Here is a 15,320-nt window from a genome sequence, read left to right on the forward strand (position 1 = left end):
AACAGCGCCCGAGGGAGGCTGAAATATCAGCCTCCCTCGGGCGCTCATCTTGCAATAGGATCAATAGTCCCGTAATAGCCACTTAAAATCAACGTATATACATTAGAATCATTAATCCATTTTTTAACAGATAATGATAATCTACTACCTGCTTTAAAAAGTTCCATTCTGCTGGCATATGACCAGTATCTTACATAGCTTGTACAGCTTGTTGTCTTTCAACTTGTAAATCCATATATTGAAGATATAAAAACTTGTAACTCCTTTTTGATTAACTTTCATTATTCCTCTCGATATAGTAAGTAAGCAACATTCCACATGCCTTGTTGCTGCAATTCTAATAGCCATTGAGCTTAATCCCCCTTGGCGTCAGGGTACATTTCAATAATTGTAACATTTAACACTTGTTTTTAATAGCTATATTAATTATAACACGGCAACGCCCCTTTTGGGATATCTATTAGTAAAGATAAAAGCTATTAAGACAAAATACCCTCAGCGTACTGAGAGTTTTCGTCTTAATAGTTTTTTGATAAAAACCGCTCTCTCCGTTCCTGTTTATTATTTCTCTTTATCAATTGGAATTTAACATCATACCATTATGCTCATAAGGATATCAGTTTCAATTTACTTTTCAGTCTACTCGATTGATCGGCTGTCCTTTGGAAAAAGCTCTGATATTATCTTGGATCAATGAAACCAAGCGTTGTCTTGTTTCTAATCCCCGCCATCCCATGTGCGGAGTAATGATAACATTATCCATTGTATACAACGGACTTGCATCATCTAATGGCTCTACTTCCTGCACATCCAATCCTGCGCCTGCAATTACATTATTTTGCAATGCGTCAATCAACGCTTTTTCATCGACCAATGCTCCCCGTGCAGTATTGACTAAATATGCTGTCGGCTTCATCATTGCCAATGTTTCTTTATTGATCATATGTCTTGTTGATTCGTTTAAAGGACAATTAAGAGAAATAAAATCACTTTGCATGAAAACTTCTTCATTTGTTGTAAAGTGAATATTCTCTACATCTGCTCTGGGAGTTCTGGTCGTTACTAAAATTTTCATTCCCAGTGCCTGCGCTACTTTGATTATTTCTTTCGCAATATTTCCATAACCGATAACTCCCAGTGTTTTACCGTTTACTTCTACATGGTCCACCATTAAATGTTTATGGAAATTATCATGATTCCCTTCTGAAAGCATACGAATTTGTTTTTGCATTGAGCTTGCCAGATTTAAAATCATAAGGATTGCTGTATGGGCCACTCGTTCACTGCTATACGCAGGGATGTTGCATAATATGATTCCTTTTTCACGTACTGCGTCCAAATCGATATTATTATATCCGGTTCCGGCTTCACAAATCATCTTCACACTATCAGGGAATTTTCTGATAATGTCACCTGTGACTTTCATTTCTTTCGTTACAACGATTGTAAAACCGTTGACTCGCTCCAAAATTTTATCTTCGGACGTTTCATCATAGATTACCACTTCGGATGCAATTTTTGAGTAATCAACGTTCCCATCATAATTTACCAGGCCGGCATTTAATACCACAGTTTTATCATTCATAATTTTGTCTCCTTCATGTGATCTATATTTTCACCTATTTTTAGGAGGTAAAAAGCAGCTCCTTTAGCTTCTTTTTCACCTCAAAATCGTCCTCAACCCATAATATTTTGTGGTCACACCCTACGTCTTGCTTTCCGAACTATAACGCTGGAGCAGCACCACACACTCCACATGCTTTGTCCTCGGAAACAGATCAAGCGGCGTGATCGGCCCGGCGGCGTAGCCGAGCTCGCGGAACAGCTTCAGATCGCGCGCAAGGGTAGCGGGATCGCAGGAAACATAAACGATGCGGGAAGGAGCCATGTCGGCCACCGTGCGGATCAGCTCGGGCGCACAGCCCTTTCTGGGGGGATCGAGCACCACAACGTCGGGGTGCTCGCCGCGCTGTACCAGCAGCTGCGCCGCCTCGGCAGCGTCCATACACAAGAATTCCGCGTTTTCAATATTGTTGAGCGCCGCGTTTTCGCGGGCGTTTTCTACGGCCTGCGCTACAGCCTCAACTCCGATGACCCGTCCGGCGCGGCCCGCCATCGAAAGGCCGATCGTACCGGTACCGCAGTACAAATCAAGTACCGTTTCTTTGCCGGTGAGACCGGCGTACTCGCCCGCCAGCGCATACAGCCGCTGGGCCTGGGCATGATTCACCTGATAAAAGGACAGAGGAGAAATCCGGAACTGCAGGCCGCACATCCGGTCGGTCAGAAAATCCTGCCCCCAAACCGTGCGGAAACGCCTGCCCAGCACAACGTTGGTGTCTTCCCGGTTACTGTTGATCAAAACGCTTTTCAGGCCGTCCACTCTCTCGCGGAGCAGCGCCGCAAGAGAATCCTCTCCTTTGAGGCCGTTCCCATTGACGACCACGCAGACCATCACCTCGCCGGTGCCTTCAGCCATGCGCAGGTATAAATGGCGCAGCTTCCCCTTATGCGTCGTTTCGTCATAGGCACTCTCTCCGCTTTTACGTGCCCATTCCAAAAATGTATCCAGCGCCTGCTCAAACGGCTTTGGCTGCAAGGCGCAGCGCTCACACTGAACAATGCGGTGGCTGTGGTTCGCATAAAATCCCGCGATCAGATTGCCCTGCTTGTCCTGCCCGATCGGAATCTGCGCCTTATTGCGGTAACCGTCGGCATGCTCCGCCCCCACAATCGGGCGGATATCCGGATTCTGCAGCCCGCCGATCCGCTCGATGGCGTCGCGCACACGGTTCTCCTTTGCCCGCAGTTCCCCGGCATAGGTAATATGGCGGAACGCGCAGCCACCGCACTGCGCAGAACAGGGACAGTCCGACTCGATCCGTTCGGGAGACGGCTCCAGAATTTCTTCTATCTTTCCAAAGGCATATGTTTTTGCCGTTTTCAGGATACGGACTTTTAAACGGTCGCCGGCCGCCGCACCGGGAACAAATACGGCAATTCCCTCTACCCGGCCCACGCCGCTGCCCTCCGCGGTCATGCCTGTGATTTCTATTTCAACTATCTCATTCTTTTTCAGAAGCATCGTTTTCTCTCCGATCGTTTTTGGCTCTGATACCGATCTCTAATAAAAACAACAAATCATAATCGTGATATCTCCCTCGCTTTCGGCGAGGGAGATATCACTGTTTTCACTTTTTGATCGCAAATAGATTCTTTCAAAAGTTTAGCATTTTCATGCTATAAATACAAGAAAAGAAAATTCTGTAAAAATTTTTTCCTTTTTGAATATTCTAATCTATTGTGTCAATCATAATAAATATTAAATCGCTTCCCCATGCAATTTATGAAAAAAGCAGATTCATTATTAACCTTTTGTTAATTTCTTGACTTTGCTGTATTTAGTGGTTTATACTAAGGATAAAGAAAAAAGATATTTCCATATCCAAATTTTATTTGCTTATAAGACCGCGGCGGATGCCGTACCTTTTTCAATACAACTCCTCCCCAAAAGGGCTGAAACCGGTAACTTTTTACCGGTTTCAGCCTTTTTATCATGCCATCTGTCGTTTTTTCCTGCGCCTCGCCGCTTTCGCCAAACAAAGGCACTGTATCTTGTACTTATTCTTTTTAGAAGAAACTTTAATAATCGATATTTTTTTGCATGAAACTTGACCCGTTTCCTGCAAAAATTTGCAAGAATAGGATTAATTCTCAAATTTTATCATCATTTGCACAATCCGAAACCGGGCAAACTGCAAAAAACAAACGATGACAACAGCGGCATGCAGAATTCACTCTGCATGCCGCGAAACGCAGTGACGAAGAAAAGCCACTTATTCCGGGGAAAGCGGCAGGCGAACCGTAAATGTGCTGCCTTTACCGACCTCGCTCTCTACGCTCACCTCGCCATGATACAGCGCTGCCAAGTGTTTTACAATGGAAAGCCCCAGGCCCGTGCCGCCGATTTCGCGCGAACGGCTGGTATCAACCCGATAGAAGCGCTCGAACAGCCGGTCCAGATGCTCCGGAGCGATGCCGATGCCCGTATCGCGCACGCGCACAATCGCCATATGCCGCTGCTGCCGGGCAGTTACAGTAACCTTGCCCTGCGGAACATTATACTTGATCGCATTTTCAATCAGATTGATGAACAGCTGCCCAATGCGCGTGGGAGAGCAATCGCAGTACAGCGACGGGTCTGCGTCCAGCTCCAGCGTAACCGAAGCCTTTTCGGCAACGGGATGCAGCCGTTCTATAGTGGCCATCAGCTCCTCCTTCAGATTGCAGCGGCGGGCGGATGGATCTTCTTTCGCGTTTTCGATCTGGGAAAGCACAAGCATATCGTCGATCAGATGGTGCAGGCGCTCTGCCTCAATATCCAGCACATCATAAAAGTACTGGCGGGTCTCTTCATCCCTGTCGCCGCTGCGCAGCAGCTCGATGCTTCCGCGGATCGAAGTCAGCGGCGTTTTCAGCTCATGCGTCACATTGGCCACAAATTCGCTGCGCAGCTGCTCCAGCCGGCGCATGCGGGTCACATCGGCAATTACGGCTAGCACCTCGCCATCCTCCCGCTTCCCGGGGATCGGCGCGATATACACGTTATACTGCTGCTCCTTGGGGCCTCCGGTCGTCAGCGTTTCACGGCGCGCGGCCTCCTCTTCCCCCTGCTCTCCGGCGCTGCGCATCCGGTCGGCAAGCTGGCGGATGAGCAGGCTTCCATCCAGAATACCGCCTTCCTTGAGGTCGCGGGCATTCAGCAGTTCGCGCGCACGCTGGTTCAGGAACACGATCCGGTTATTGCGGTCAACGCATAGCACGCCGTCATCCATTCCCTGAAGCACGCCCTCCAGCTGCTCCTGCTTCTTCTGCGTCTGCAGCACCGCCTGCTCGGTGCTTTCCGCCATGATATTGAACGAATGGGTCAGATCGCCGATTTCGCCGGTATACTGTCCCTGCATGCGTCCCGAAAGGTCGCCTTCGGAAATCCGCCGCGCCACCTTGGTCAAACTGCGGATGGGCAGGGTAAAGCGGTCTGCCATAAACCATGTGACAGTACAAATCAAAATCAGGCCCAGCAGCAGGCTGAGCAGAGAGCCGACCCAGAATTTCCGCGTTACACGGTCAAGATCTGCAATCGAAAGCGCCGCGCGCAGATATCCCTGATCCGGCAGCCGCACCGCCGCGTAATAAAAGCGCTCGCCGGCATTTTCAGAAAGGCGGACGTCGTAACCGCGCCCCGACTGATCCGCCTGAAGGATTTCAGGCCGGCTCAGGTGGTTTCCCTTGACGGTATCGTCGTCCACATCTCCCGGCTGTTCGCTGTCCCCGAGCACATTTCCTTTGGAATCAAGCACCGTAATGCGGATCTGCTGCCCCACAGCGGAAAGACGGTCGCTTTCCTCCCGGGCATATTTCTGGGGATTCGCCCAGATTTTACTGCCCTGCGTCTCCATAATCGCAAGGGAAGCGTCGAGCCGCTTGGTGAACTCCTCCTGATACTGCTTCTGTACCAGCAGCGCCACGAGCGCAAACGCCAGGCAAAAGCCCACACACAGGATGATGGAGCTCGACAGCATCAGCCGCTGCTTGACAGAGCCGCTTGAAAAATGGATACGAATGCGGTTCTTATGTTTCACCCGCAAATCCCTCCTTTTCTATTGGGAAAAGCATATCACTTTTCCCGAAAATATGCTATGATATTATTCAGCCGAAAGAGCGAAAGTATTTATTTTTCCCTTGCTGCCGGCAAGAGGAAAAGAGATACGGTTTTATGTGCGAATGACAATGAGAAAGGGTGGTCCGATGACTTCAGCCGAACGACGTGAAAAAATCCTACAGCTTTTGCAGCACAGCCGCCAGCCGGTCAGCGCCGGGGCCATCGCCCGGCAGTTTCAGGTCAGCCGGCAGATCATTGTTGGGGATATTGCCCTGCTGCGCGCCGCCAACGAAAAAATAGCGGCCACGCCCCGGGGCTATGTATTGGAATCTGATGTTCCGGCCGGGGAATACCGTGTGATCATCGCCTGCCGCCACAACGGCAGTGAGATGGAAGATGAGCTGACCACGATTGTGGACAACGGCGGCAGAGTGCTGGACGTAACGGTGGAGCACGCCGTTTACGGGCAGTTGAGCGGCCAGCTCCGCATTGGTTCGCGCCATGACGTACAGGATTTTATCAATCGCCTGAGCGCCAGCAATTCCGCCCCGCTTTCCGACTTGACCGGGGGCATCCACCTGCATACCGTCGCGTTTTCCAATTTGCAGGACCGTGACCGCACACTGGCCGCACTGACTGAAAGAGGGTATCTGCTTGAGCAGCGGGAATCCGACTAAATGATTTGAAAAACAAATTTTTTTGCAAAGGTGTCTTGACACCTTTGTTTTTTTGTTCTAGAATACTGTCAAGACACATGTATAGTCAATTGTTATGGAAGTGGCTATACGGGGAGGAAAGCAAACGCTTTTGGAAAGCGGCAACCCTGTAAAAACTTTTGAGGTGATTGAAATGAAACAAACGAATCAAAAAATTCTGACGATGGTGATCGCGGCGCTGCTTTGCGCGGTGGGTATTGTGATCCCCATGTTTGCGCCGAAAATCGTACTGGAGCCCATGTCGTTTACGCTGGCCAGTCACGTGGCGATTTTTATTGCGATGTTCATTTCGCCGCCGGTAGCGGTGGCGGTTACGCTCGGCACCAGTGTGGGCTTCTTCTTTGCGGGCCTGCCGCCGGTGATTGCGCTGCGCGCGCTGAGCCACCTCGGCTTTGTGGCAGTCGGCTGCCTGATTTTGAAAAAGCACCCCGATGTTCTTCTGCGGCCCGCGTCTACCGTGCTGTTCAACTCGATTCTGGCGGTCGTTCACGCCATTTGTGAGGCGCTCGTCGTCACACTGTTCTATTTTGGCGGCATGCTGAACAGCGGCTTTTACAACAAGGGCTTCGCGTTCTCCGTCCTTTTGATGGTCGGTGTGGGCACGATTGCACACAGCATGATCGACTTCGGCATCGCGCTGGTCGTGTGGAAGCCCGTCAGCCGTGTGATCCAGATTCCCGTCAGCGCCCCCATGGCTTCCTCTCAGAAGCGCGCGGCGCTATAAGGAACACAACCCCCAAAACAAAATATCTCGCCCGGTAAATCTGATTCCAAAGGATTTACCGGGCGTTTCTATTTGGGCAAAAGGGTCACTCCTGCTCCGTGAATTTATAGCCGACGCCGCGCACCGTCTGCACCAGACGGGGGGACTCGGGGTCTTCCTCAATTTTCTGCCGCAGGTAGCGAACGTGAACATCCACCGTGCGGGTATCGCCGTAATATTCCACGCCCCACACCTTGTCGAGCAAGGCGTCACGCGTCATCACCCGGCCCCGGTGCTTCATCAGCATGACGAGAAGATCAAACTCCTTCGCCGTCAGCTCGCGCAGCTCGCCGTTTTTGGTCACCGTGTGGCGTGCGATATCCACTGTCAGTCCGCCGCCGGTAAGTACCTCTTCCTCTACATCCTGCGCTGCGCGCTCGCTGCGGCGCAGCACGGCACGCACGCGGGCAGCCAGCTCTTTCATACTGAACGGCTTGACAACATAATCATCCGCGCCGATTTCCAGCCCCAGCACACGGTCGAATTCCTCTCCCTTGGCGGTCAGCATCAGAATCGGCAGATGCTTTCCCTCGGGGCTTTCCCGCAGGATGCGGCATACCGCCAGCCCGTCCGGGGGCGGCATCATCCAGTCCAGAATCACGGCGTCGGGCCTCTTTTGCCGCACCGCCGCCAGCAGAGAGGTTCCGTCGGCAAATTCCGCGCTCTCGTACCCCGCGTCTCTCAGGCCAAAGGCCACCAGCTTGCGGATATTCGGTTCGTCGTCGGCGATATAAACCAGCGCCATTCCTTGTTCTCCTCTCGGTTTTAGGATAAATTCCGATACAAACTCATAACGGTTCCGCCCGTTTCCCGGAATCACGCGGCCGATGATCCAATGCTCTTCAGCCGCCCGAAAATACGATTCGGTTCCGTGGGTGATTCTATCTGTTATATCTTTTCATTTATATCTTTTCATTCAGCTCAGGGTGCACGCCGTTTTCGATGTAGATGACCCATTCGGCAATATTCGTAGCGTGATCCGCCGTGCGCTCAATATATTTCGTAATAAAAATCATGTCGACCTCACACATCACATTCCGGGGATTCTGCGTGATGATGTCGCAGACCTCCAGAATGATTTTGGAAAACATGGAATCCACCACGTCGTCGTACTGGCAGATCGCTTTGGCCTCTTCCACATCACGGGAAATAAACACGTCGATCGAGCGGCGGAACATGCCGCGCGCCTCTTCCAGCATGCGCACCACGTGCGACAGCGCCAGGCTGTTGCCGTTGAAATCGCCGCCCGCGACAATCTCGCAGATATCGGCACACTGGTCGGCCACACGTTCCATATCCGTCAGGATTTTCAGGCACGCCGCGATCATGCGCAGATCGCCCGCGATCGGCTGCTGCAGGGCGATCAGGTTCAGGCACATTTTTTCGATCTGATGCTCCTGAATATCGATCTGTTCATCACTCTGCGCCACCTGCTGGGCTTTTTCCAGATCCAGCGTGCGCAGGGCCTCAATCGTTTCCAGCAGACGGCCGTCCACGTCGTTTCCCATAGAGATCATTTCCTGCGCCAGCTCCTGCAGCTCGCGCTCAAACATTTTCCTCGCCATCTATTCCTCTCTTTCCGCCGCAGGCCGCCGGCGCTTGTCTCTTTTCATAGTATCAGACCGGCCTGGAAAAATCAACCGAAGCGACCCGTGATATAGCGCTCGGTGCGCTCATCCTTAGGCTGCTCGAACATTAACTTGGTTTCGGTGAACTCCACCACCTCACCCAGCAGAAAGAACGCCGTCCGGTCCGAAATACGCGCGGCCTGCTGCATGTTGTGGGTAACGATAATCACCGTGTACTGGCCGCGAAGCTCGTCGAGCAAGTCCTCGATTTTCTGTGTGGAAATCGGGTCGAGCGCACTGGTGGGCTCATCCATCAGCAGAATGTCGGGGTCTACCGCAAGCGCGCGAGCAATACAAAGGCGCTGCTGCTGGCCGCCCGAAAGGCCGAGAGCCGACTTTTTCAGGCGGTCTTTCACCTCGTCCCACAAGGCGGCGCTGCGAAGCGACTTTTCAACGATCTGGTCGAGCTGGCTCTTGCTCTTGACTCCGTGCACGCGCGGGCCGTAGGCAATATTGTCATATACGCTCATGGGGAACGGATTCGGCTTTTGGAACACCATGCCGGCGCGCCGGCGCAGAAGGTTGACGTCGGTGCGGGGATCGTAGATATCCTCCCCGTCGATGGAGACCTTCCCCTCGATACGGCAGCCGGTGATCATATCGTTCATGCGGTTGAGTGTTTTCAGGCAGGTGGATTTTCCGCAGCCGGACGGGCCGATAAACGCCGTGATCTGATTTTCGGGGATTTCGAGCGAAATCCCGTGCAGCGCCTGAAAATCATTATAAAACAGATCCAGATTTTGAATCGAAATTTTTGTCGCCATATTTGTTGCCATAAATTATTCGGTTCCTTTCTGCAGAGTTTTCGATAAAAGCCCTGCCAAGCGATTGAGCAGAAATACCAGAATCAGCAGAACCGACGCGGTGGCAAAGGCGATGTTCATGGCGTCGGGAGTGGTGGCCTCGCGGGCCGTCTGGTACAGGTGCAAAGTCAGCGTACGGCCGCTGCTGAAAATCTGCTGGAAAAAGCCCTTGGGCATCTGGTATGCAAGGCCCGAGGTAAACAGCAGAGCGGCGGATTCGCCGACGATTCGCCCCATGGCAAGGATGACCGCCGTCAATACACCCGGCATGGCGCACGGCAGCACAATCCCCAGAATCACGCGCAGCTTGCCCGCGCCGAGCGCAAACGCTCCCTCTTTATAAGAGGACGGGACCGAAATCAGGGATTCCTCTGTGGTGCGCACGATCGTCGGCAGAATGCACAGCGTCATGGTCAGGCAGCCGGCCAGAATCGAAATCTGCAGCCGGAACAGGATGCAGAACACAGTATACCCAAACAACCCGAACAAAATGGACGGAATGCCGGAGAGAATCTCGGTAGTAAAGCGAATCGCCTTTACAAGTTTACCCTGCTTTGCGTACTGCGTGAGATAAATCGCAGAGCAGATGCCGATCGGCGCCGCGATCAGCAGAGTGATCACGACAATGTACAGCGTATTGATGATCATGGGCAGGATGCCCTTCAAATTCGCTTTCGTTTCGGAATACGGGGTGGAAAGGAACTGCCAGCTGACATAACCGAGGCCGTTCACAAGAATATAGCCCAGAATACCGATAAGAACCACCACGCACAGAAAGGCTGCGCCGTTGATCAGCAGCTTCAAAACGACGTCCATGGGCTTGGAACGGCGGTTGTAAAGGGATTTGCCTTCCATGACAAAATTCGCGTTTGGAGCGTTCTGCTCCAATACTCCGGATTTATTCGGCATGAATCTGCACCCCTTTCTTCGAAATATAGTTAAACAGCAGGTTGACGATCATAATGAACACAAACAGCACCAAGCCGATGGCAAACAGCGCCTCGCGGTGCAGGCCAGACGCATAGGACATTTCCATCGCAATACCGGTGGTGAGCAGGCGGACCGTGCCAAGCAAAGACGGCATATTGGCCACGTTGCCGGCCACCATGATGACCGCCATCGTTTCGCCGATGGCGCGCCCCACGCCGAGAATCACGCCCGCCAGAATTCCGGATTTTGCCGCGGGCAGCGTCACCTTGAAAATGGTTTCGGTCTGCGTGGCGCCCAGCGCCAGAGAAGCCTCGCGGTAGGCGCGCGGAACCGCCCGCAGGGAGGTTTCCGTCACGCTGACGATCGTCGGCAGAATCATGACCGCCAGAATCAGAATAACTGCAAGCAGGCTGTCGCCGATCGTATGCTCCGGGAACATGTTCCGGATCACCGGAACCACTACGAGCATTCCGAAAAATCCGTAGATGACGGACGGGATGCCCGCCAGCAGCTCCACAGCCGGACGCACCAGCATGGCCAGCCGGGGGCTTGCCGTTTCAGACAAAAACACCGCCGTCAGAATTCCGACCGGCACGCCGATCACGATGGCTCCGGCCGTACCGGCGATCGACGAGAGGATCATCGGCAGAATCCCGAAGATATCGGATGCCGGCCTCCAGCTTTCCCCGAACAGGAACTGTACCGCACCGATCTGCAGGATCGCGGGCAGACCGGCGGAAATAATGTAAACCGTCAGCAAGATCACAGAACCGATGGAAACGCAGGCAAACACCTGGAACACCGATTCCGCAAGCCGCTCCGTGCCCTGTGTGCGCAGCGACAGAATGGACGATACAAACCCGCCCAGCAGCGTGCAGAAAAAGGGCCATAAAAACCGCATTTCAATTTGGCTGACATTCAGGCTCGTCACCGCAGTCTGAATCGCTCCCGAAGCCGCCATGACGAGCAGCGGAGATATACCGGACAGTAAAAACAGCAGACCGGCTGTGATCGGTTTCTTTTTCAGTAAGATCAAGACAAACCCGCCTGCCGCGCAAAGCAGTCCCAGCACAATGCTGGCCCGCACTGCCAGGGGGATGGTGACAAGGCCGCTCTGCTGCGGGCCCACCACCCAGAATCCTTTTACAAACGCCAGCTGAATCCCGCTGACGGTATATTTTAATCCACGGAACACAAAGGTGATATACGGTAAAAAGAAAGATAAAACCATTACCGCTCCCAGCCCGGCGGCGATCCACCGGTATACCGCGTTACGCCTTTTCTCCCGCTCCCGGCCCTCCTGGCCGTCCATCGTACGCTCCATTTGCACCCTCCTTCGCCTGATGCCAAAGCAGCCCGGGGTATCCGTACAGATACACCGGGTGCTTTTGTTTTCAATCAGGGTCAGTCATTTATTTAATTACCAGACCGGCGTCTTTGATGATCTGCTGTCCTTCGCTGGAGTCGATGAACTCGAACCAAGCTTTTACCAGCTCGTTATCGCTGCCCTTTTTGTAGATTTCAATAAAGGGTCTCTGGAGCTTGTAAGTACCGTCTTTGATGGTTTCTTCCGAAGGCTTTACATTGTCGACAGTGACAGCCTTTACAGACTGGTTCACAGAATCCAGAGAAACATAACCAATTGCCGCGGGGTCACTGCTGACCTTGGAAATCACTTCACCAGTGGAAGAGAGTTCAGCCGACAGCTTTGTTTTCTCTTTGATATTCAAGATGGACTCGAAGCCGTCGCGGGTACCGGAGGTCGCTTCACGGCCGATTACGGTGATCTTCTGATCCGCGCCGCCAACGTCCTTCCAGTTGCTGATCTCGCCGGTGTAGATCTTTGCGATCTGCTCGCTGGTCAGAGCATCAACCTTGTTCTCGGGGTTGATCGCAATGGCAATACCGTCGATCGCCATCTCTACGATTTCGAAGTCGGCAGGCTTTTCCTCATCCTTCAGGTTGCGGGAAAGATCGCCGATCAGTGCGGTACCGTTGTTGACCGCTTTAACCGCGTCACCGGAACCCGTGCCGCCCTTTTCCACAGTAACCTGCGGATATTTCTCCATAAATCCTTCGCCCAGCGCCTGGCATACCTTCGCCATGGAAGTAGAACCGTTCAGTGTCAGCTTGCCGCTCAGGGATGCGGTAGACTCTGCATTGGATGCCGCGGACTGCGCAGGTGCGGTGGACGATGTATCACTTTTTCCTTCAACCGTGGAAGAACAACCTGTCGCCGCAGTGGCTCCCACCAACAGCATTGCAAGCAACGCCATCATTTTTTGTTTCATATTCTGATTTCCTCCTGAATTTCTCAATTTCTCTTTTGCACATTCTTATCTTAAATCACGATTGTTAAGTTTAGGTTAAACGCGATTTAGAAGTCGTTAAAAACGAAAAAGAGATTGATTTTTGGTAAGCTTCCTTTTAAAGCCAATTGATCTGTCCCTGAAAAAGGAAAAGAGGCTAAAATTTGTTTTCCATTTTTGAAGCATTTGACAAATAGCCAACTTGTATTTATAATATAAGTTGTTACTTGACAGGAATGACCAATTCACTGCCGGTCATTCTCAATCGCTTACGATTATTTTCAGAAAAAGGAGTGAGAGCATTGTTGAAGCAAGATACCGTGAACGTAGGAATTGGATTCGCCACAGGGCGAAAGAGCTTTCGAAAGGTTTTGAAAACCAACATACTGAGCTGGCAGGAATGCGGACTGACACAGAATCCGAAATTCAACCTGAATCTGTTTGTAGCGTATGACCTGAAATATGCGAATACCAAGGTAACGGACTACACCAGCATTCCTCCATACCTGCTCAAAGACCTTGACGGCACCTTTTTTCTGGGGAAGACAGCGCAGGCCCGCGAAATACGCAGCCTGGTGCGCGGCGGCGTTTTGTCGCCGGAAGAGGCAAACCTCTTCTTCTGCGCAGGCTATGCAGGGCAGCGCAACACCGTCCTTTACTGGGCGATGAAAAACCAAATGGATTATCTCTTGTTCCTGGACGACGACGAATACCCTATGGCGGTTACCAACACCCGCAACTGGGCCATTTGGAGCGGGCAGCATGTTCTGCTCTCTCACCTGCAGCAGATGATGGACACCGGAGCCAACATCACCCACGGACACCACTGTGGTTATATTTCACCGATCCCGTCCATAGAATTCAGCAGCTCGCTGACAAAAGAGGATTTTCGGACCTTTATTGAAGCAATCAGCAACGACATCATCAACTGGCAGTCGCTGGAATCGCTGATGCAGCAGGGCGGCGTTACTTACGCGGATACTGCCATACTGACCAGCAACAAGCCGCAGGAGGTTTTTCCGGTCAATCGCTGCAAATTTATCTCCGGCTCCAATCTGTGCATCAACTTAACGGACAGCGCCCGGGTCCATCCCTTTTACAACCCGCCCGGGGCCAGAGGCGAAGACACCTTTTTAAGCACCCTGCTGGAAAACAGCAAAGTGCTTCGCATCCCCTGCTACACGTTCCACGACGGCTTCTCCGCGTACGATCACCTGATGGACGGCGTGCTGCCGATTCGGCTTAAGCCCGTCTGCGCCGACCTGGACTTTGTGACCGACCGCTTCTGCCGCGCCTGCGTGGGCTGGGTGCGCTACAAGCCCCTGCTGCTTTACCTAACGCAGCGGGAAAATTACGAAAGCCGGATCGAGGAAATGCGCCGCCAGCTGGCGACGACTCTGCCGAAGCTGGCCGCCTATTTGGGCCGCGAGGAATTCCTGAGTATTGCGGACGAGCTGGAACGTTATCATCAAAACGTAGAGCTTCACGCCCAGCAGTTCCAGCAGACGATTGAAATCTGGCGCAAGCTGGTTTCTCATCTGGAAACCGAACGCAAAATGCAGGGATTCTCCGCTTCGACGAGCAATCTTTCGGCAGCCGATTCTCTTCGCAATGCGCTGTAAAAAATAAAAAACCTCCCTTTGTCCATCAAACGGCAGACAAGCCGTATTCTGTGACAAAAGGAGGTTTTCTCTTTGATGTGAAAACACCGTCTTTCTGCAGCCGTAGCAGAAAGACGGTGTTTTATTCGGCCTTCGCTTTCCAATAGCTGGAACCGTCCGCCTTACGGCACAAAAGACCGTAATCGATCAGCTCTCTTCTGATCAGAAAGTAATCCCCGAACGTATGTGAGGCCTCGCAGATATCGTTGACCTCCCGCTCGGTGTAGCTGCGTTCCGGCTCAAACTGCTGCGCCAAAACCTCCAGCACCGCGAACCGCACACTGCTTTTCTGGGGCAGCTGCGTGATCTTCCCCTCTGAATTCAGGAAAGGGGCAATCTTTTTATTCTGTTCCAATGCGTTCCCTCCCATCATCCTGCTTTTCATTCCAAAGCTCCAGCAGAGCCGAAACATCCTCCGAAAATTCGCGCGGCGTCTGTGTCTCCTTTTTCTCGATTTCTTCCAATATCTCAAAAGTGAAGCCGGCGGCTCCGTAACGCTTCCAGGCCGGCGACATGGCTGCTTCGGGGCACAGATTGGTGGTGCACTGAAACGCAAAGCGATTTTTGGCTCCCTGTAAATTTGCGCTCGCGCGAACCCAGCTTTCGCCCGCCTGATCGCAGCGGATTCGATAGACCCCGCCGATCTGCTTGCTGTTTTTATATTGGTTCTTCATTTCTTTTCTGGATGCTTCCTTCATCTTTCTCCCTCCGTATCCTCGCAATGCACCCTGCTCCCCGCGGGTCAAATTCACCCAGCGGTACAGGATCATTGTAACGCGCCTTGTCTTGCAGCGCAATCAACGCTCCGTAGAGTATGCGCCAAACAGAAAAAAAATCAAAAACCGGGG

14 protein-coding genes are annotated in these 15,320 nt (G+C 52.2%); 3 read left to right on the forward strand and 11 right to left on the reverse strand.

Annotated elements, in window-relative coordinates; translation table 11 throughout:
- Positions 1 to 634: 634 nt before the first annotated feature.
- The 3 genes from HMPREF1141_RS06780 to HMPREF1141_RS06795 all read right to left on the reverse strand — a co-directional run bounded on the left by HMPREF1141_RS06780 (position 635) and on the right by HMPREF1141_RS06795 (position 5,642).
- On the reverse strand, positions 635 to 1,585 hold the full coding sequence (locus HMPREF1141_RS06780; protein ID WP_009062539.1) for an NAD(P)-dependent oxidoreductase: 951 nt from the start codon (positions 1,583 to 1,585) through the stop codon (positions 635 to 637).
- 120 nt (positions 1,586 to 1,705) lie between these two features.
- Positions 1,706 to 3,085, reverse strand: a complete 1,380-nt coding sequence (gene rlmD, locus HMPREF1141_RS06785) for a 23S rRNA (uracil(1939)-C(5))-methyltransferase RlmD (RefSeq protein ID WP_009062616.1) — start codon at positions 3,083 to 3,085, stop codon at positions 1,706 to 1,708.
- Positions 3,086 to 3,836: 751 nt separating this feature from the next.
- Entirely contained in the window at positions 3,837 to 5,642 is a 1,806-nt protein-coding gene (locus tag HMPREF1141_RS06795; RefSeq protein WP_009062668.1) for an ATP-binding protein, read from the reverse strand.
- A 166-nt stretch (positions 5,643 to 5,808) separates the two neighbouring features.
- Here HMPREF1141_RS06795 and HMPREF1141_RS06800 point away from each other — a divergent pair, with 166 nt between their 5' ends.
- On the forward strand, positions 5,809 to 6,339 hold the full coding sequence (locus HMPREF1141_RS06800) for a transcription repressor NadR (protein ID WP_009062711.1): 531 nt from the start codon (positions 5,809 to 5,811) through the stop codon (positions 6,337 to 6,339).
- Positions 6,340 to 6,511: 172 nt separating this feature from the next.
- On the forward strand, positions 6,512 to 7,102 hold the full coding sequence (locus HMPREF1141_RS06805; RefSeq protein ID WP_035316736.1) for a hypothetical protein: 591 nt from the start codon (positions 6,512 to 6,514) through the stop codon (positions 7,100 to 7,102).
- A gap of 85 nt (positions 7,103 to 7,187) precedes the next feature.
- Here HMPREF1141_RS06805 and HMPREF1141_RS06810 read toward each other — a convergent pair whose 3' ends face one another.
- The 6 genes from HMPREF1141_RS06810 to HMPREF1141_RS06835 all read right to left on the reverse strand — a co-directional run bounded on the left by HMPREF1141_RS06810 (position 7,188) and on the right by HMPREF1141_RS06835 (position 12,793).
- The gene (locus HMPREF1141_RS06810; RefSeq protein WP_009062509.1) at positions 7,188 to 7,886 is read right to left on the reverse strand and encodes a response regulator transcription factor; all 699 of its coding nucleotides are present in this window, start codon (positions 7,884 to 7,886) and stop codon (positions 7,188 to 7,190) included.
- Between the two features lie 157 nt (positions 7,887 to 8,043).
- Positions 8,044 to 8,706 carry a phosphate signaling complex protein PhoU gene (gene phoU / locus HMPREF1141_RS06815; protein WP_009062774.1) on the reverse strand — a complete coding sequence of 221 codons (663 nt, stop codon included), beginning with the start codon at positions 8,704 to 8,706 and terminating at the stop codon, positions 8,044 to 8,046.
- Between the two features lie 71 nt (positions 8,707 to 8,777).
- Positions 8,778 to 9,533 (reverse strand): phosphate ABC transporter ATP-binding protein PstB, encoded by a 756-nt coding sequence (gene pstB, locus HMPREF1141_RS06820; protein ID WP_081487990.1) that lies wholly within the window; start codon positions 9,531 to 9,533, stop codon positions 8,778 to 8,780.
- 15 nt (positions 9,534 to 9,548) lie between these two features.
- Positions 9,549 to 10,481, reverse strand: coding sequence for a phosphate ABC transporter permease PstA (gene pstA, locus HMPREF1141_RS06825; protein WP_009062708.1), 933 nt, complete (start codon positions 10,479 to 10,481; stop codon positions 9,549 to 9,551).
- The gene (pstC, locus tag HMPREF1141_RS17095; protein ID WP_009062552.1) at positions 10,471 to 11,826 is read right to left on the reverse strand and encodes a phosphate ABC transporter permease subunit PstC; all 1,356 of its coding nucleotides are present in this window, start codon (positions 11,824 to 11,826) and stop codon (positions 10,471 to 10,473) included. The genes pstA and pstC overlap by 11 nt, the downstream gene beginning before the upstream one ends.
- Positions 11,827 to 11,914: 88 nt before the next feature.
- Complete coding sequence (locus tag HMPREF1141_RS06835) at positions 11,915 to 12,793, reverse strand: phosphate ABC transporter substrate-binding protein (RefSeq protein ID WP_009062584.1); 879 nt, start codon at positions 12,791 to 12,793, stop codon at positions 11,915 to 11,917.
- Between the two features lie 320 nt (positions 12,794 to 13,113).
- Between HMPREF1141_RS06835 and HMPREF1141_RS06840 the strand changes: the two genes are divergently transcribed.
- Positions 13,114 to 14,433 carry a hypothetical protein gene (locus HMPREF1141_RS06840; RefSeq protein WP_155863549.1) on the forward strand — a complete coding sequence of 440 codons (1,320 nt, stop codon included), beginning with the start codon at positions 13,114 to 13,116 and terminating at the stop codon, positions 14,431 to 14,433.
- Positions 14,434 to 14,554: 121 nt separating this feature from the next.
- On the opposite strand, the gene HMPREF1141_RS06845 is transcribed toward HMPREF1141_RS06840, so the two are convergent.
- Positions 14,555 to 14,827, reverse strand: a complete 273-nt coding sequence (locus HMPREF1141_RS06845) for a DUF2087 domain-containing protein (RefSeq protein ID WP_009062727.1) — start codon at positions 14,825 to 14,827, stop codon at positions 14,555 to 14,557.
- Complete coding sequence (locus HMPREF1141_RS06850) at positions 14,814 to 15,170, reverse strand: GIY-YIG nuclease family protein (protein ID WP_009062793.1); 357 nt, start codon at positions 15,168 to 15,170, stop codon at positions 14,814 to 14,816. The genes HMPREF1141_RS06845 and HMPREF1141_RS06850 overlap by 14 nt, the downstream gene beginning before the upstream one ends.
- Positions 15,171 to 15,320 lie beyond the last annotated feature (150 nt).

It is taken from the genome of Clostridium sp. MSTE9, from assembly GCF_000277625.1.
In the GTDB taxonomy this organism is placed as follows: Bacteria; Bacillota; Clostridia; order Oscillospirales; family Acutalibacteraceae; genus Faecalispora; species Faecalispora jeddahensis.